Below are 18,758 nucleotides of genomic sequence, written 5' to 3'. Positions count from 1 at the left end.
TGCTTATGTTTTGGAAGACGAATCAATATGATCCGTTTCTATACAATGGAGGAATGGTTCTCTTATCAATTGTAACAGCATTGTTAGTGGCAAATCTTGCTCATCCAGCGAGCCGTATCGCTCAATTTTTACGATTTAGACCTTTACGCTGGATAGGAATAAGGTCGTATGGCATATATCTTTGGCATTATCCAATTCTTACATTGACGACTCCAAAAGTAAATGCTGGAGATTTTTCACTAATAAGAGCAATTCTTCAATTTCTTCTAATTATAATGATTGCGCAAATTTCATGGAAGTATATTGAAAAACCAATCCGACAAGGTGCGCTCCGAAATATTCAGTTTAAGAATTTAAAGCTTCAAAATGTCGCTTTAGGTGTTAAGTTAGCTTTAATTTGTGCAGTATTCGTTTCGTCGATAGCCGTTTTTGTGTTATCAAAAGTTAGTAAGGCTAAGGAGAATCCTCAACTAGATAAGGTGGAAGCAGTACAAACACAACCAGCAAAACATACAGTTGCAGTTCGGGAAAATCCAGCTCAAGAGACGCCCAAAAATCAAGAAGAATCAAAAGAAGTAAATTCTGTGCAACCTAAAAGTTCTTCCAACGTTACAGCGATAGGCGATTCCGTTATGATTGATATTGCTCCATATTTAAAAACTGCTTTTCCTGATATTGGGATTGATGCACAAATTGGTCGCCAGCTGTCAAAAGCGATTCCTGTAGTTGAACAGTTAAAGAATGAAGGGAATTTAGGAAACTATGTCATTATTGGATTAGGTACAAATGGAGCCTTTACTACGGAGCAACTTGTATCATTAATAGAATTAATTGGAAATGAGCGTAAAGCGATATTTATTAATACGAGGGTACCACGTCCGTGGGAATCAATCGTGAATGAGAGATTGAAAGTGACAACACCTAAATATCCGAATGTAACCCTAGTCGATTGGTATACAGCAAGTGCTGGAAAGAGAGACTACTTTGCACCTGATGGTGTGCATTTAACCAAATTAGGTGCTGAAGCATACGCAGCACTTGTAGTCAAAGCGGTGAATCAATAATTAGATATGTTTTATAAATTTCTGTAATTCATTATACATCGAAAAAGCGAAGGTTGGTTGAAGACTCCGTTTTTTTCGATGTATAATGAATGGTTTCGATGCCTTTTAATATACTTGAGAGGTATGATGAAGGCTTTGAAATTCAGTGGATTAAAAGTGTCTGTCGCTATACATGTCTACGGTCATGTTCTGTGAGATTATTAATAGTCTCACAGAACATGAAGAAGATAAATTATCGATTTTAGATATTTCGGCTACATTAGATATAGGAACAAAGGTAGAGGAAAATCGGAATGAAGGAATTTTGGGGAATTAAAGTTATTGTTGTAAACGAACATTCTGCGGAAACAGTTAAGAATATAGCGAATTATTTATTCAAGATGGCTCAGAAATGAGTCATCTTTTTTATTTGTAAAAAATAGGCCCTAAATTCGTAACAATCTTGTGTGTGAAAATAAAAAACCATCTTAGATAAGATAGTTTTTTTACTTATTTATTGAATTAAAATATTTTTACCATGGATTCTCTCTGCAAGCATTTTGACAGAACAAGGGACTATGACCATTCCTTATGCACTGGGCGTAGCACTCTGGATCTATTGAGAAAATGGAAGAATAAACTGTTGGCTGTGAGTAGGAGTTGTCCCCGTAAGCCAAAGGTTTACCACAAGATGCCATAGGTGCAGATGTTGTTGGTATTGAGTGAAGGTTGCACCCTTAAAAATTGGCACTAGATGGATTCATACGACATATATCTTCACATTCAAACCTATGTCCACCTTTCATAATGCAATCCCATACACAATCTTCAAATGTTTGACGATACAAAGACAGTCACTCCTTATCTTAATCCTATTGTTCTCGATATTATATTTATTTGTATATTTTTGGATAATTGTCCATGCGTATTTGGGTGATTGTTAAAGATACATAGCAAAGCTTATGATGTTGCAGGACTTGAAGGTGGTAACAAACGAAAGGACCAAAAAATCGTCCCTAGAAAACTGCATAACGTATTCAAAAAAATCGAATTAGATAGGAACTTATGTATTGGATAAAAGGTTAATAACTTGAGCAAAAAGAACTGGGTATTTACATACTTAACATACATATTAGTCTTGTTAATTAAGGCCTTTTTTGGGAATTTGTAAATAGTTAATGCGCTAAAAAGCTTGAAAAATATTAAAATGTGTAATTTTTTTGACGATTTTGACAAAAATGTTTAATATTTGTAATTTTATGTTTTATAATGATAATCGGGTTAATCGTGAATGATTTAAATATTTCGATGAATGCTCAGGTTAATTTATTTTAGGGAGGTTTCAAGATTGGGGAAAAGAGCTATTTTAAGAGTTTTTACATTATTATCAGTACTGGCATTATTCCTTAATGTGTTTTTACCAAGGGCTAGCGCAGAAGTTATGACTCATGAAAAGTATTCGATGGACTGGAGTTATAGTAATCAACTAGGAAAGTATATTAGAACGGAAATGATTAAAAATTCAAGTGGTCAGATTGCATATTGCTTAACTCTAGGATTAAAATCGCCTAGTGGAGAAGATCTACCTGAAATGGGGAAAACCGATAATATGGTATATCGGGTATTGTTAAATGGTTTCCCGCAAAAGAGTGTAGAGCAATTAGGGGTTGCAAATACAAATGAGGCTCATTATGCAACGCAACTAGCTATTTGGAATGCTTTAGGTCAACTTGATGTAAATGAGTTAAAGCATGCAAATAAAAATGTTGAGAAGGCAGCTAAAACTATTATAAATGCTGCTAATAATAGTGAAGATACACAAGATATTTATATGAATGTTATTCCAGCTGAAAAACAAAAAGCAGAATTAAAGGGTGAGTTCTTTGAAACAAACCTATACACAGTACAAACAAATGCTAAGAGTGGTTCTTATAAAGTAGTAGCGAAAAATGCCCCTAATGGAGTTAAAATTGTTAGTGAAAATGGTGAAGTGAAAGATCAGCTTTCAGTTGGGGAAAAATTCCGTATCCAAATTCCTAAGAACACAAAAACAGGTGAATTTAATCTAAGTGTTGCTGCTAATTTAACTAAAGTTCAAGCAATAGCTTACCGCGGCACTGATACTGTTCAGAATGCTACAGTACTATTAGAGAGAAATGAAGAAAAGCTTAGCAGTGACCTTGCAGTAAATTGGGAAGCAGCCGGTTCTTTAAAAATTAAAAAGGTTGGAGAAAATGGGGAAGTTTTAGCTGGCGCAGTATTTGAAGTTTTTAATGCAAATAATGAATCAATTGGAAAAATTACAACTGGTGCTGATGGTATGGCAGAACTAAACAACTTACCAATTGGAACTTACACAGTAAAAGAAATTAAAGCACCAACAGGTTATGTTTCAGGTGATAAACCACAAACTATTGAAGTTAAGACAGGAGAAATAGGAGCTGTCCAAGTAGTAAATAACAAAGTAAAAGGTAACATCGAAATTAAGAAACTTAGTGATTCAGGAAAGGTTTTACCAAATGTTGAATTCACAGTCTTCACAGAAGATGGAAAAGAAGTGAAAAAAGTAGTAACAAAGGAAAATGGAATTGCAAACGTTGAGGGTCTTACGTATGGTAAGTATTATTTCTTAGAGACAAAAACACCTAATGGATATATTGGAAATAAAACAAAGTATCCTTTTGAAATTAAAGAACACAATAAAACACTTACTTTTACAGTGGAAAATACCGAAGTAAAAGGTAGTGTAAAATTACTAAAAGTAGATAATGAAGATATCAGCAAAAAATTAGAAGGTGCAATATTTGAGTTAACAGATGCAAGTGGGAAAGTAATTGGCGAATATAAGACAGATAAAAATGGCGAGATTAACGTCAAAGATTTAGCGTATGGTAAGTATTCATTTGTAGAAAAGACTTCTCCAAACGGTTATGTTCTTGTTAAAGAACCAATTGTGTTCGAAATAAAGGGACATGGAAAAATTATTGAGTTATTGGCAGTTAATCATCTTATCAAAGGTGATTTAGAAATTACAAAGGTAGATGTAGCTGATGGAAACAACAAGCTTCCAAATGCAGAATTCACTATTTATAATGAAGCAGGGAAAGAAGTAGTGAAAGGAAAAACAGACGATAAAGGTATCGCTAAATTTGAAAAGTTACCATTTGGAAAATACACATATAAAGAAACTGTTGCACCAAAAGGTTATATCTTAAATGAAGAGACGTTTTCTTTTGAAATCAAAGAGAATGGTCAAATCATTAAACATATTGTTAAAGATGAAAAGATTCCTTCAATAAAAACAACAGCTACGGATAAAACAGATGGTACAAAAGAAATGCACACTTCTAAGTCTGTAACAATCCAAGATAAAGTGAAATACAAAGACCTACAAGTAGGTAAAGAGTACACTTTAAAAGGTAAATTAATGGATAAAGAAACTAATAAAGCATTAGTTGTAAATGGAAAAGAGGTAACAGCTGAAACTAAGTTTACACCAAAAGAAGCAAATGGTTCTATTACATTAGACTTCACATTTGATGCAACTGGTTTAGAAGAAAAAGAAGTAGTAGTATTCGAAGAGTTACTGAAAGACGGAAAAGTTGTTACTACACATGCTGATATCAATGATAAAGGTCAAACAGTTAAGTTCGTTAAGCCATCAGTAAAAACAACAGCTACAAACAAAGCTGATGGTGGAAAAGAGATTCATGCAAACGAGTCTATCACTATCCAAGACAAAGTAGAGTATACTAACTTAGTTGTTGATAAAGAGTACACTGTGAAAGGTAAATTAATGAACAAAGCTATTAACGAACCATTATTAATTGATGGTAAAGAAGTAACAGCTGAGACTAAGTTTATTGCAAAAGAAAAGAATGGTTTTGTAACATTAGATTTTACTTTCGTTGGTGCTGAACAGCAAGGAAGAGAAGTAGTCGTGTTTGAAGACCTATTACATGAAGGTCAAGTAATTGCAACTCACGCTGACATTAACGATGTAGGTCAAACAGTGAAATTTAAAGAGGCAAAACCGGAACAACCTAAATCAGAACAGCCGAATCCAGATAAAAATACTCCAACATCAGAGCAACCTAAAGGGCAAGTAAAAGAACAATCACAACCTAAGAAAGAAATTCAATCTAAAATTGGATGGTTACCGCAAACAGGTACTAACCTTACAAGTTGGATCTCTATAGCTACAGGCGCATTACTGTTAATTGTTGGTGGAGTGATTTTCTTAAAACGTAAAAATGCATAGATATTAAAAAGATAAGCACATCTGTTTTTTAACAGGATGTGCTTATCTTTTTACATTTATTTTTGATCCAGAATGAAAATTGAAACCAAAAAATTAGCTAAAATTAAAGAGGATTTTAATAAAGATTTGGTTTTAGAGCCATTCCCACAACTATTATTTTTATCAAGGTTATTAAAACAAGAACTGGACAACATGGAAAATTTTATTAAATGTTCAAAATAAAGATAATACTCCATTAAGGAGTACCGCGACATTACCATCAAGCTAAGCTTTTAAAGTACCCCCTAAATGGAAATTTTGTGTTTTTTATAGTACCGAAGTTCATTTTTATCGTTTTGGGGAAGAATGTATTTTTTAACTTGATAGCGATGTGACGTGACCCCAACAATTACTAGAAGCTTCTTATCTTTTCTATTCAAAAGTTCCCTTCACTATCGGAACTTTATTTTCTACCATAAACTTGCCTGTTGCAATGACGCTGTGAACGTCCAACGTTCTTTTTCTAACAATACGATGTCAGCATCCTTTCCGGTTTGGATACAACCTTTACTTGAAAGCTTCAGTAATTGTGCGGGATTCTTGGTAAGATGAAACAGTTAAAGTAATTGAACAATGGCTATTACAACAATGATAATTAATTTAATAAATTTATCGAAAGAATTCTCCCTCCTCAAGCGTGTGAAGAGCGGTAGCCCAACGGTAGGTGGGAGAGTCAAAACTGGAAACAAAGAGCCAACTCACATGAGTAGGCTCTTTTGTTTATATGCTATTTTCCACCTGTTTTCTTATTCCCTCCGGTATGTCATTTTCAGAAATAACATCATAAGAATAGACATACTTGCCTTTTACATGAATTTTTAAGTGAGTTTTTCTTATAAAATCATTAGGAGTGCTAGTTCCTACTGTATATTCTTTCTCATTCCTTTAATTTTTACGAGTTTTGATAGTGCGTCTGTTACCTGTTTTGTTCTAGTTAAATGTGACTTTACTTCTCCTAGCATAGCGTTTTTACCTTTTCAAGGCGATCTATCTTACCATATATATAAGAAATAGGCTATCTATTATATTCTCAATCTGGTTTAAAATAATAGCAGGTCGACGAATATAATGGCCAATAAACCGATGGTGTCCTTTTATGATCCCTTTTTAAAGTTTAGATTGAATATAATTCGTTTCACCTGAAGTATGTCTTTTGAAAGAACCTTACTCCAGTGTGATGGGAAGTCTTCTTATACCATATTTGATTTTAATTTGTTCCAATAATTATGTCTATCGAAGATAATATGTTTCAGTATTTTTGGTTCCATGACTAAAAACTATCACAACCTGAATAGTTAGGATAGTTCAAAATTTTGTACGAAATCTAAACAAAAAAAACTATATTTTCGTAGCTTTTGAAAAAGGATCAGATGTCTTTTTATTAAGGTGTTCTTAAATTGGTCGAAATTACCACATGTAAATGTGACAACTTATGTAACATTTATGTTGACATATTTGGTAAGCGCTTTTATAATCAACCTGACAATAATGAAAATCACTATCACTTAGGGGTAGCAGGGGGAAACAATTCATGACATTCAAGTTGAAAGTATTATCTGCAGCAGCGGTAACATCTCTTCTTTTTACGGGTTGTGCAAAAGAGGAAACAAAAGCATCGGAAGCACAAAATAAAAAGACAGAACAGACAGTGAAAAAAGAAGAAACAAAACAACAAGAAGTGGATTTTGTACAAGCTTATAAGGATGGAGTAGCTGAACTTGAAAAAGCGAAAGAGGGCAAAGAGGTTGACTTTGATAAAGTAACAAAGTTATATAAAGAAAAATTACAACCTCTTGTTCAAAAGCGAGATGGTGAATTTAGCGAACAAATTGATCAAACAATTACGGCTGCATTAGAAGCAGGTAAAAAGAAAGAAATGGAACCAATGGTTGTAAAGCAGCTATTTGATAAATTAATGCAAAAAGAATTCTTCCAATCAATGCGTCATGATTTCAAAGAAGTAGATGAAAAATGGGGCAAAAAAGATGATGTGAAGAAAGAAATGGATGAAGCGCTAGCTTTCTATAAAGGTGTAGAGGGCACAGTTGGAAAACGCGATACAGCGTACGGTACACAGATGGCTTCTCAAATTAAAGGCGGTTTTGATGAAATGCAAGCTGCTATTGATAAAGACGACAAACTTGCATTTGCACTTGGTAAGCAAGTTGTAGATAAAACGATAATGAAAACATTCTACTTAGCGACAGGTGGAGTTCCACATGGCTATGCTACAAAAATGGTAGAAGCAGCAAAAACTGATGAGAAGACAGCAAAAATTGAACAAGCAGAGGGATGGGCATTTTATCAATCTATCTACTCGTATATGAAAAAAGCAGCTCCTGAAGATGCGGACTTTATCTTAAAGCAGTTTGACCTGAAAACGGATGTGAAAACAGTGGATGCAAAAGCTGTAAATCAAGCATTTGTACGTGGTTTCGCAAAAGTTGCATTAGGTGAATATAAAGAAAGTCAAGAAAACTTCGGAAAAGACAAAGGTCCTATTACAGCGTTAGAAGGTGCATTGTTCATTAATATCATCGAAAATGATTTAAAAACAGTGCTTGGTGAGCAGGAAACAGCAGAGTTAACAAAAACAGCACAGTCTTATTTAGAGGCAGTAAAAGCTAAAAAGAAAGAAGATGCTGATAAATTGTTACCACAGCTTGAGTCTGCGCTAAATAAAGCTGTTGAAGTAGCGAAATAGTCTGCGGATACGATATTGTTTTTTTGAAGAAACCTTGTTTTGACAAGGTTTCTTCTTTTACATGATGTGATAGAGAGTAGTGAAATGAATGAAAGTATTAATTACTGGTGGAGCAGGCTTTATTGGAAGTCACCTTGCTTTGAAACTGTTAGCACAGGGAAAGCAAGTGGTGTTACTTGATAATTTCCACTCTTACTATGCAAAATCAAGAAAACAGTTTCAACTTGAACAAGTACAGCGATATGGAAAGGTTCCGTTTTACGAGTGCGATATTTTGCATAAAGAAGGTGTGAAAGCTGTCATGCAGCAAGAGAAGGTTGATGCAGTTATTCATTTAGCTGGATTTCCAGGTGTGAGACCATCGCTTGAAATGCCAGGCGCTTATATTGATATTAATATAAAAGGGACAAGTAACGTATTAACATGTGCAGGAGAAGAAAATGTAAAGAAAGTTATTGTAGCATCCTCTTCTTCCGTGTATGGAGAGCAAACAGGAATGCCTTTGAAGGAAGAAATGGCAAATGGCCGTGTCTTATCTCCTTATGCAGCATCGAAATACGGGATGGAGTCACTTTGTCATGCTTATCAATATATGTATGGATTTCAAATGAATATTTTACGATTCTTTACTGTATATGGTCCGTGGGGGCGTCCTGATATGGCGATAGCAAGCTTTATTCGAAAATTATTACGTGGTGAAGAAATTGTTGTATATGGAAAGGGAACAGGAAGAGATTACACATACATTGATGATATTACAGAAGGGATTACTCTTGCATTAGAGTCGAATAGAAGTGATGTCTACAATCTAGGTTCGAATGCACCAATTTTAATGACTGAATTGCTTGCGCAGTTAGAGAAACACTTCCCACTTATGCGCGTAAATAGAGAAGCGCATCGTCAAGGGGATGTAACATCGACGTGGGCTGATATTTCGAAGGCGAAAAATCAGCTGGGATATGAACCTCGTGTATCATTTGCAGAAGGGTTGGAACGAACTATTGCTTGGGCGAAAAAATATCCGGATACTGTTTAATCTTTGTGGTATTTTCTTGTTATGTGTTTTTTTTGTTATATCGTGGCAGTCATTTGAAATGTCTTCTTTGTGGGGACAACTATATGAGTTATGGAAACATCCTTATACCTTAATGTTTCTTATTGTAATGTATGGTGTTGCATTTTTCTTTCGTGCATACGCTTGGAAATTGTATCTTCATCATCATATTACAATGAAAGAGGCTTTGTATGGATTGTTTTATAGTTTATTTATTAATCATGTTTCTCCATTGAAAGTAGGGGATGCTGTTCGCATTGCGATCATTACAAAAGAAAAGAAAGTGACGTTAGGAGAAGCGACACAATCAGTTGTTATTCTTCGTATATTAGATTTACTTGTTCTTGGTGTATTTGGAATAGTAGGGATGTTTATACTTTGGGGGAATATTTTATTGAATGTTCCCGTTATCTTGAGTTGCATATGTATCGGAAGTGGGACGTTGTTTCTTTTGTATAAGAAAGCACCGCAATTTGTAGAGGGGCAGTGGAAGCAATTAAAGGCTGTTTTGTTTACAATACAAGGCGTTATCATTATCTTACTAATTGTAATGAGCTGGATTTGCGAAGCTTTTGTAATTTATGAAATTGCGAGTTCTCTTACATTCATACAGGCGGTTTGGGTAAATAGTATGACCATAGCAGGACAAGTATTTCAATTAACACCAGGCGGTCTTGGGACATATGAAACGGTAATGACGTTTGCGCTAAGAGCGCTTGGAATAGGGGAAGTAGCAGCATATGAATGGTCATTAATGAGTCACGGTTTTAAATTTATATTTTCTTACGGTGTGGGTGCAATCCTGCTCGTCTTATACCCAATGGAGTTGCGTTCACTAGTCAGTCAGAAGGGGGAAAACATCCGGTGGAAGAAGTAAAAAAAGCATCAAAGTTTGAAAAAGTTGCAGCCCGTTGCTGGAACTTATTGAATGAAGGAAAACCGTTTACACCTATTTTTGTATTCGGTACATTTTTATTGTTTTCTATATCTCAGTTTGGACAAACTGGTTTTATTTCAGCATTTTTTAGTAGTTTTGTCCTCATTGTACCTTTACTTGTTTTATATTATTTGTTTGATTTCCCATTGTTTTTAAGAAATTATTTATGGTTTCCGTTTATTGCATATTTAATTGTATTTAAGATGGTCCATTTACCATTATTCTTTTTTGCATTAGGATTATATTTCTTCTTTACAATTTTATTTTGGGGAACTTTATATTATCACTTACGAATTGGTACATCATGGTTGAACTTCACACGGTTTTGGAAGCTAGTTTTAAAAAATAGTGATTCTACAAGTGGGAATGCACAAGAACAGATGCCAAAGTTTTTACTATTACTTTCGCTTTGGTATTACTATTACGATTTCTTTCAAGAAGGCGGTACATTTAACGGTGTAGATTGGAAAGTGCTGTGTATATTTTATGGTGCTCTTCTTATATATACGCTTATTTTACACCGTAATTTATTTGATTGGCAGCCAAAGGCAATTGCTAGCTATACAGAAAACATGCCTGAAAATAAAGAGGCATTAAATGAAAAAGTAGTTGTGATTGTGATAGATGGTATGCGAAAAGATCGTTTTGAGGCAGCACATACACCGTACTTAGATTCCCTTCGAAAACAAGGGACAGAGTTTTTAAATATGGAAACTGTATATCCAGCTCGTACAGTTGTATGTTTCTCCTCTATGTTTACAGGAACATATTCTTTTGAGCATGGGATTAAATCGAATATGGTTTGGAAGCATGGAGTGAACGTAGAGAGTATTTTTGATTCTCTTCGTAAAGTGGATAAAACAGGGAAGATGTTGGCGGTTGCCCATCTTGTCGACGCGTTTGGCGATGATGTGGAAACATTTACTGCTGTGATGAAGAATGATGTGGTTGACTCAAAAATTATGGAGAAAGCAAGAAAGATTATGGATGAACAAGATCCAGATCTATTTATCGTCCAGCTTATTTCTACAGATCAAACAGGTCATAGCCGCGGCGTACTATATGATGAATATTTACAAAAAATTCATGAAGCAGATCAGCATGTGAAGCAATTTATTGAGCATTTGGAGAAAACAGGAAAAGCAGAAAATACGACATTTATCATTTGTGCAGATCATGGACAAGCGGATGGGATTGGTGGTCATGGTCATTTAGACGAAGGAGAACGGTTTGTACCATTCTTTATGTGCGGCCCTCATATCGCTCAAGGTATAAAAGTAGAAGAAAAGAAGAGTCTTGTTTCTATGGCCCCTACAATTGCTTATTTATTAGGAGCGCCGTATCCATCTCATAGTCGTGGTCCTGTCTTAGTAGAAGCGCTAAAGGAGCAGGAAAAAGAATGAAAGTAATTGTTTTTATACCTGCATTAAATGAAGAGGATTCTATCGCACAGGTTATTCAAAAGGTACCGCGCCATTTTCATCCAAGTGTAAAGGTAGAAGTGCTTATTATCGATGATGGATCAACTGATAGAACGGTAGGTGTTGCAAAAAAAGCCGGGGCTGATCACATCGTTTCATTTGCAAAAAACGGAGGACTTGGTGCAGCCGTTCGAGCAGGTTTGCAGGAAAGCTATCGTCTAGGGGCTGACATTAGTGTAATGATTGATGCTGATGATGAGTACCCAGCTAATGAAATTCCGAATGTACTTGAACCTATCTTTACTGGAGAAGCAGATTATACGATGGGTTCTCGTTTTCGGGGAACCATTCAAGGAATGAGATTACATCGACGTCTTGGAAATTATTGTTTTACGACGCTGCAATGTTTGTTATTACGAAAGTGGATTCGCGATGGACAATCAGGTATGCGTGCTTTTTCTAGACAGGCGATGGAGCATGGGGAAATTATTCATGATTATAACTATGCCCAAGTTATTACTTTGAATTTAGTACGAAAAGGCTTTCGAGTACAAGAAGTACCGATTACGTATAAAGTAAGAGAAACAGGCGATTCTTTCATATCTTTTCGTAAGTATATGACGCGTGTGCTTCCGGCAATCTGGAAAGAAATGAAGCGTCCAGTAGAGAAAGTTACAATTGACTATGCTGCACATGTATTAACAGAAGATAAGAGGTGCTCGTAGCGAGCGGTTCTTATCTTGACAATAATAATCAGTAACCTTGGGAGGAACGTTCATGAAAAGAATCATTACATCATTATTTTTTGGTATTTTCTTACTATTCTCTGTGCAAACAAGTGCATTTGCTTATTCGTATGGAAATCCGAACGAAGAAAAAGTAGCTGAAGCATACAAGCAGATGGTTACCAAGTTAGATGAAAATCCGGCAAACTTTAAAGAAGCAAAAAAAGCATATGAAAATGTGCAAGAAGAAATTGATCAGCATATGGGGAAAGAACCTTCTAAAGCAATGGTGAAGGACTTTGATAAACAAAATAAAGAAGATATTATTGCTGATATGCAAAAAATTCTTGCGCTTAATATTAATCGCCGTTTAACAAATGTAGACGAAAATTTTAAAGACTATGATACAAGCAAACGGTTATTAGCTAAAGCATTTGCTACATATGAAGCGTTATCACCAGTTGTTGGTGAGCACAATAAAGAGATGGATAACAAGCTAAAGGATGAATTTAATAAAGCGTTAGAATCATTAGGAAATCCAGGCTTATTTGGAGTAGGTCAAAAAGAAGCAAATCAAGAGGCTTTCAAGAAAAGCAAAGAGGTTATTTTAACAGAGTTACAAAAAGAGTTTAAAATTAAAGACTTTAAAGTTGGACACTTTAGTGCAAATAGTCAAGAAGATAAAGCAGTTTCTGATAAAACGGAAAAAACAGAGTGGACAGATTTAAGCAGCCTGAAAAACTGGGCTCCAATCGTAGTTATTGTACTTATACTTGTTGGGGTCATTGTATACGCTGTAAGAAAACGCAAGTAGGGATGAGGGGGAAGAGTAATGCAACTTCAGGCATTTCTCATTACATTTCGTGAAGTATTAGAAGCGTTGCTTATCGTTGGGATTATTACAACGTACTTAAAGCGCACAGATAGTAAGCAGTATGTGAAATATGTTTGGCTAGGAGCAGGGCTTGCGGTTGTAGCAAGTTATATTGTCGCCCTAGTCTTTCAAGTTGTATTTACTGGTTTTGCTGCTATGGGTAGCGAAATGTATTTAAAAATATCCATTATTTTCGTTTCAGCCATTTTACTTACACAAATGGTATTTTGGATGGCAGAACATAGTAAGAATATGACAGCCAATATGGAAAATAAAATGAATCAGTATATTACGGCTGGAAATATAATTGGAATGGTCGTGCATTCTTTTCTTGTTGTACTTCGAGAAGGTGTAGAAACAGTTTTTTTCTTTGCAGCGATTACAGGAGGAAACATCGGGGAAGCGATGAAAGGCTGGGGAGCTATATCTGGTCTACTCGTTGCAGCGGTTGTTAGCTTCTTATTCTTTAAAGGAACGATGCGTATTTCACTCAAAGTATTCTTTAAAGTAACAGGTGCATTTATCGTATTAATTGCAGCAGGACTTCTTGTCCAAGGCGTTTCTATGCTTCAAGATTTAAAGATACTTGGCAGTGTAATGCCGCACGTATATGATATTACATGGTTACTACCAGAGCATCCTATTGATTATGATCATTATCTTCGCGATCATGGTACTGCACCACTTCTTTCTGGTGATATCGGCATTTTCTTAAAAGCATTTTTAGGATATTCTTCGATGCCATCTATTGAAGAAGTACTTGTGTATATCGGATATTTTGTTGTGTTGTATATGTTAATTATCTTTAAAAAACCTGTTAAAAAAAAGAAAGAAAGAATTGAAGAAAATAAGTCAGTTAGTTAAAGTACAAGGTGTTTTCCTTGTACTTTTTTTGAAGAAAGGAAATGAGATGAAACAAGTACTACGTATATGGGCAGTTATCCTTATTATTAGTGTGATTTGTATTCGTTTTTTCTATACAAGTCCGTTTGCAGCAACTTGGGACGAAGTCGATTTTACACTTGCATTAAAGCAATATGACATATTGGCGATGCAGCCACATTTCCCGGGGTATCCTTTTTTTATTTTAGGGGGGATGATAACGCATGTTTTTATAGAAAATCCTGTGCAATCGTTAGGGATTTTTAATGCCATCATGGCACTCGGCGCAGCTTTTCCGATGTATTGGATTGCACGTTATTATGTAAGTAAAACGAGCGCTCTTATTGTTGTAGCTGTCTTACAAACGAGCGGGTATTTCTCTCTTTTAGTAACGCAGCCTATGTCAGAAGGTGCAGCGTTAGCAATCGTATGGTGGTATATATGGAGTATAGAACGTGCCTTTCGTACAAAGTGTTTTCAAGCTCAATTCTGGCCAATTCTTTTCTTTGCGCTATTAATGGGTATACGGTTATCATATGCACCGTTTGGAATTGTACTTATTTTATTATTATGGCAACAATGGCATGAAGAAAAATGGCGATTTATAATCTTATTTTGTACAGCTGTCCTTTCGCAACTAGTTTGGATTAGTGCTCTTATTTGGAACATTGGTGGCGTCACGGGGTTGTGGGAAATTTCTTTTGGATTTGTAGAAGGCCATTTTACCGAATGGGGTGGAGCAGTTACAGATACGAGTGAACCACTTATTTCACGCCTCTATCGTTTACTTTCTGAAAACATCATCTTTGCAGGAATAGGTATCCACTCTTATTATTTAGTAGGTTTCTTTTTGTTCTTTTTGTTTCTGTTTGTTTTACAATGGAAAAACATACGTTTCTACCCAAAGGTTTTGATTGCTCTGGGGATTTTCTATTTTCTTTGGAATTTATTTGGACAAAACATTGATAAACCTCGTCACTCTTATCCGATTGTAGCGATGTTACTATGCGTACTTGCTATTTCATGGTTAAAAAACAACCGTGGCATTATATTGCTTTTGTTTGCAACTAGTCAACTTCTGGTGAGTATACCGCTCATGAAAGAACAACAAGTGGAGGTACCAGCAACATATCAACTCGCGTCATATTTGGAGGGGAAACAAGAGCCGTTTATTGTATACACTTGGGAAGAGACGAGGGTTATGGAATATTTACAAGTGCCATATGAACATAAACGGTTTTACACATATTCATATTTTTTACAAGATAAAAAATATCATAAAAATGATAATATATACGTTACCAATCATCTTATTGAAGGGTTTCAAAAACAAGGGATTAATATAGAAGGACAAGTTGAAAAGGAAGCCGTCTTTTATTCGAATCCATTATTTGATCCTGTTTATCATAAAATAGTTTTATACAAATGGAAAAAGGATTCTGTTGTAAAGTAAGGTAATAAATATTGTTATACTTTCATTAAGTGTGTGGGTAGTATTTTCATATTCATCAACAGAAACAGGAAACATTATTGACATATTGTACTGGCTAGAGGGCCAGCAGCATTGCCATCAAGTAAAAAAACGTTCTTCTCAAAAATGAAAAAGCCATCCGAATTTAAATAAATAACTGTAGAGATACAAAATTTTCGTTTTGGGGATACTTCAAAATCTTAGCTTGATGGAGATGGAGGAGCCCTGATACGAAATACTCCTAACATATTCGTGATATCAAAAATATGTTAGGAGTATTAACATTAGATGTTGTTTCTAGCGTATCATCTTTGAAATGTTCACCTTTATTTTTTGTTTCTTGTAATTGATTTTGTGTTTCGTTATTCTTAGCAGGTGATGAATCATTAATGGAGCTACAACTAATTAATAGGTTTACTAACAAAACTACAGGTATGATCTTTGGTATCATAGGGTCGCCTCTCTGTAGAAATACCTTTATGTGTTATGTTTTAGAGTTTGGTAGGAACATACTAAGGAACTTTTATTTATCTTCTATTCCCAATTGTTTTCTTATTCCCTCCGGTACGTCCTTTTCAGAGATAGCATCGTAAGAATAGACATACTTTCCTTTCACATGAATTTTTAAGTAAGCTTTTCTTATAAAATCATTAGGAGTGTTCGTTCCTACTGTATATTCTTTCTCATTCCTTAATTCATCAACACCTTTTAGTGAGTACATAGCTCTTCCTTTATGATGGTAATTTGGAACACCATATCCTTTCGCAATGGCGTATACATTTTTTTCTTCAGCAATCGGATTAAATCTATCCAAATCCCCGCGTAATATGAAAGGTAGTAAGTATATAGGAAGGCTTATTCCTATTATGCAAATTACAAATTTCTTCATGAGTATTTCTCCTTTTGTTCATTTACATGATTTAGTATAGAAAAAAATTCTTATGAATATAGAGGGGAATTTCTTAAGGTTTTCTTAATAAAGTTTAACCGTGTGAAAAAAGATTACCTTGAGTATTCGACAGGGTGTAGATTCTGAGGTGACGATTAAGAGTGAAGCTTCCACACTGGCCCCTGTACCTAATCATGCTGAAAGTGAAGATTTAACAAAGGTAAGTTTTATAGACTTAGACTTTGCATACTACATGGGAAATGAAGCACATCAATCTGACGCTTCATTTCTTCCTCCATTTGACGAAGAAATAGAAAATTATTATGAAAGCGAACGGTTTAAACAACAAATATTTGGTTGCATTGCAAAGGATTATAAAGAAAATGTCGTGTTACCTTTAATTGTTACCGGGCTTCCCGTTACTTGTTTTGGTAGTCAGCATGAGCAATTACAACGTGCACTAAAAAAAGAAACTTCCGTGCAAATTGATGGGGAATTTATTAATATTACGGTGGAAAATGCTTTGATTCTTCAGCAACCGGTCGCTTTACATGCCTATTTCTTAAAAGAGGGAATCATTCAGGAACGAGATCGTATCTTAATTATTGATGGTGGATTTTGTACATTAGAAATGACAGATATGAAACAGAATATCATTTTAAATCATTATGAGACAGAACTAGGATGTAGCAAGCCTTTGAAAAATATTAAGAATATCCTGCAGAATCATGCGGGTGAAAGTAATCACTTGCATATTAACGACATGCCAAAAATCTTAGAAAAAGGATATGGAGGTCGAGAAGAAAATCCTCAGACAAGTCAGGTTGATACTTTGATTCAAAAAGAGTTGGACGCACACTTCCAAGACGTTATGCGTGTATTACAAGAACAATTTAAGTTAGACCAGTATGACACTATTATTTGGACAGGAGGAATAGTAGATATCCACAAAAAACGAATTGAAAAAATACAAGGGGAAATTTCTTCTTTCCGTATGGTAGACACTTCGAAAGAGGCTGCACTTCATGGATACTATATTATTGGAAGTCAAGTATTTGACGACATCACCAATCAATCTGCATATGAATCCAAATTATAATAACGACCGAAATGGAGTTCGTTGAATAGACGTGCCAAATTATGTAGCTTCTTTTCCACATATAATAAATTCTTTATAAGAAAAGATAAAAAATGCTTGTATAGAGGAAATGTTTAAAATTGAGAATAAAAATAGCTAATATATAGGGGGTCTTCCTTTTAACATAATAAGACCTCCTATGCCATTTATTTTGTAATTTAGTTGATCTAAAAACTTTTCCTCCAAGACATGAATACCTACATACAAATTTCATATTACGGATATTATTCGATCAAACATAAAACTATTCAGAAAGGAAGAATAATATGGAATGCATAAAAATGCCAAAATGGAGTTGGTATCATGTGAAAACTAGTGAGCTTGAAAAACTTTCTTCTATAATCCCTCTTGATGTAACATCTTATTTCTCTCAATTTGTAAAGAAAATAAGTTCTCCCTGTGAAAATGGATTATATGTTTATACGTTATCACCAAGTCAAACTTGTGTATATGGTTCGTTTTTATATGATCAAGATAAAAAGGACGCCAAAATTCAAAAATTTCTTCATTATTTCGTAGCTCATGAAATACTGATAACGGTCCAGGAAAAAGAGGAAGAGGATTTCCGAAAATTAATACATAATTTCCCTATAGGTACAAAAAATTGTAATAGTTCCGCTGAAGGATTATGTGCTATCTTATCAATGTTTATAACTCACTATTTGCGAGAGGTTGACTATTTTGAAAACCATTTTAGAAATGTATTATGGGATTTTTATCATCATAATAACATAGCAGTTTTAGAAAAGATTTATCATATTCGTCATGAATTATTTATGAACACACATGTGTTTCGCTTAATACAAGAAGTGTTACAAGGATTGGAGGAAGCTTGGTTAGAAAATATAACAAAAACTCTTTGTTATAAACAAACACACGTAAAATTAGAGCGTGGATTACAACTCGTTAAAGAGTACCAAGAAGAATTAGATACGATGATTCATTTACAAGAAGTTGTTTCTTCACATCGTGGGAAATGAATTTTAAATATATGCCTGAACTAGAATGGAAATATAGCTATTTAATTGCTCTCTTATTTATTATTTTCACAACAGGAGGTATGTATATGCGATTCAAAGGATGGACAGGTGATTTATTACGAGTAAAGAAAAAGAAATCTTTTTTTAAATCCAATTAATCCTGTTTATAAAAAATATGATAGATATTAACCTAGATATATGGTGAGTAATATTTATTAATTGAGGTAGTATCATATCCCCATCAAGTTAAAGTTTTGATGTCACCGCAATGATAGAAATGGTGAATATTTATATGAAAGATTAGAGCTCTTCTTCTTGTAGGAGGGCTCTAATCTTTGTT

At 34.6% G+C, this 18,758-nt stretch carries 13 protein-coding genes and 4 pseudogenes; 13 read left to right on the top strand and 4 right to left on the bottom strand.

What is annotated here, in order from left to right; all coding sequences use genetic code 11:
- From BAQ49_RS17970 to BAQ49_RS17960, 3 genes are all read left to right on the top strand, one after another.
- The coding region (locus tag BAQ49_RS17970) for an acyltransferase family protein (RefSeq protein WP_131802723.1) at positions 1-1,064 on the top strand (1,064 nt) is incomplete at its 5' end.
- A gap of 172 nt (positions 1,065-1,236) precedes the next feature.
- Positions 1,237-1,380 carry a hypothetical protein gene (locus BAQ49_RS33020; RefSeq protein WP_165616054.1) on the top strand — a complete coding sequence of 48 codons (144 nt, stop codon included), beginning with the start codon at positions 1,237-1,239 and terminating at the stop codon, positions 1,378-1,380.
- A 1,011-nt stretch (positions 1,381-2,391) separates the two neighbouring features.
- Positions 2,392-5,304, top strand: coding sequence for a SpaA isopeptide-forming pilin-related protein (locus tag BAQ49_RS17960; RefSeq protein ID WP_071746490.1), 2,913 nt, complete (start codon positions 2,392-2,394; stop codon positions 5,302-5,304).
- A gap of 411 nt (positions 5,305-5,715) precedes the next feature.
- Here the strand turns inward: BAQ49_RS17960 and BAQ49_RS17955 are convergent.
- Positions 5,716-5,891: pseudogene (locus BAQ49_RS17955) on the bottom strand (amidohydrolase family protein); the annotation flags it as partial.
- A gap of 172 nt (positions 5,892-6,063) precedes the next feature.
- Positions 6,064-6,228 (bottom strand): annotated as a pseudogene (locus tag BAQ49_RS34315) (YxeA family protein); the annotation flags it as partial.
- 646 nt (positions 6,229-6,874) lie between these two features.
- Between BAQ49_RS34315 and BAQ49_RS17950 the strand changes: the two are divergent.
- The 8 genes from BAQ49_RS17950 (at position 6,875) to BAQ49_RS17915 (ending at position 15,393) form a co-directional block, all read left to right on the top strand.
- The gene (locus tag BAQ49_RS17950; protein WP_071746489.1) at positions 6,875-8,047 is read left to right on the top strand and encodes a hypothetical protein; all 1,173 of its coding nucleotides are present in this window, start codon (positions 6,875-6,877) and stop codon (positions 8,045-8,047) included.
- 88 nt (positions 8,048-8,135) lie between these two features.
- Positions 8,136-9,083 carry an SDR family NAD(P)-dependent oxidoreductase gene (locus BAQ49_RS17945; RefSeq protein WP_071746488.1) on the top strand — a complete coding sequence of 316 codons (948 nt, stop codon included), beginning with the start codon at positions 8,136-8,138 and terminating at the stop codon, positions 9,081-9,083.
- The gene (locus tag BAQ49_RS17940; RefSeq protein WP_071746487.1) at positions 9,049-9,978 is read left to right on the top strand and encodes a lysylphosphatidylglycerol synthase transmembrane domain-containing protein; all 930 of its coding nucleotides are present in this window, start codon (positions 9,049-9,051) and stop codon (positions 9,976-9,978) included. Before BAQ49_RS17945 ends, BAQ49_RS17940 begins: the two co-directional genes overlap by 35 nt.
- Positions 9,966-11,441, top strand: a complete 1,476-nt coding sequence (locus BAQ49_RS17935; protein WP_071746486.1) for an alkaline phosphatase family protein — start codon at positions 9,966-9,968, stop codon at positions 11,439-11,441. The genes BAQ49_RS17940 and BAQ49_RS17935 overlap by 13 nt, the downstream gene beginning before the upstream one ends.
- A complete protein-coding gene (locus tag BAQ49_RS17930; protein WP_071746485.1) occupies positions 11,438-12,184 on the top strand; it encodes a glycosyltransferase family 2 protein in 747 nt (248 codons plus the stop codon). Before BAQ49_RS17935 ends, BAQ49_RS17930 begins: the two co-directional genes overlap by 4 nt.
- A gap of 52 nt (positions 12,185-12,236) precedes the next feature.
- Positions 12,237-12,998 carry a hypothetical protein gene (locus BAQ49_RS17925; RefSeq protein WP_071746484.1) on the top strand — a complete coding sequence of 254 codons (762 nt, stop codon included), beginning with the start codon at positions 12,237-12,239 and terminating at the stop codon, positions 12,996-12,998.
- Positions 12,999-13,016: 18 nt separating this feature from the next.
- Complete coding sequence (locus tag BAQ49_RS17920; protein WP_071746483.1) at positions 13,017-13,922, top strand: FTR1 family iron permease; 906 nt, start codon at positions 13,017-13,019, stop codon at positions 13,920-13,922.
- Between the two features lie 46 nt (positions 13,923-13,968).
- Entirely contained in the window at positions 13,969-15,393 is a 1,425-nt protein-coding gene (locus BAQ49_RS17915; RefSeq protein WP_071746495.1) for a glycosyltransferase family protein, read from the top strand.
- 271 nt (positions 15,394-15,664) lie between these two features.
- Here BAQ49_RS17915 and BAQ49_RS34310 read toward each other — a convergent pair.
- Both BAQ49_RS34310 and BAQ49_RS17905 read right to left on the bottom strand, forming a co-directional pair.
- Positions 15,665-15,862: pseudogene (locus tag BAQ49_RS34310) on the bottom strand (PCYCGC motif-containing (lipo)protein); the annotation flags it as partial.
- 72 nt (positions 15,863-15,934) lie between these two features.
- Positions 15,935-16,300 carry a YxeA family protein gene (locus tag BAQ49_RS17905; RefSeq protein ID WP_071746481.1) on the bottom strand — a complete coding sequence of 122 codons (366 nt, stop codon included), beginning with the start codon at positions 16,298-16,300 and terminating at the stop codon, positions 15,935-15,937.
- A gap of 112 nt (positions 16,301-16,412) precedes the next feature.
- Between BAQ49_RS17905 and BAQ49_RS17900 the strand changes: the two genes are divergently transcribed.
- Complete coding sequence (locus BAQ49_RS17900; protein ID WP_071746480.1) at positions 16,413-17,399, top strand: ParM/StbA family protein; 987 nt, start codon at positions 16,413-16,415, stop codon at positions 17,397-17,399.
- A gap of 305 nt (positions 17,400-17,704) precedes the next feature.
- Positions 17,705-18,576 (top strand): annotated as a pseudogene (locus tag BAQ49_RS17895) (magnesium transporter CorA family protein).
- The last annotated feature ends 182 nt before the right edge of the window (positions 18,577-18,758 follow it).

It is taken from the genome of Bacillus proteolyticus, from assembly GCF_001884065.1.
In the GTDB taxonomy this organism is placed as follows: Bacteria; Bacillota; Bacilli; order Bacillales; family Bacillaceae_G; genus Bacillus_A; species Bacillus_A proteolyticus.
The sequence above is the reverse complement of the archived record's forward strand: the minus strand, read 5'-3'. Positions and strand labels throughout refer to the sequence as shown.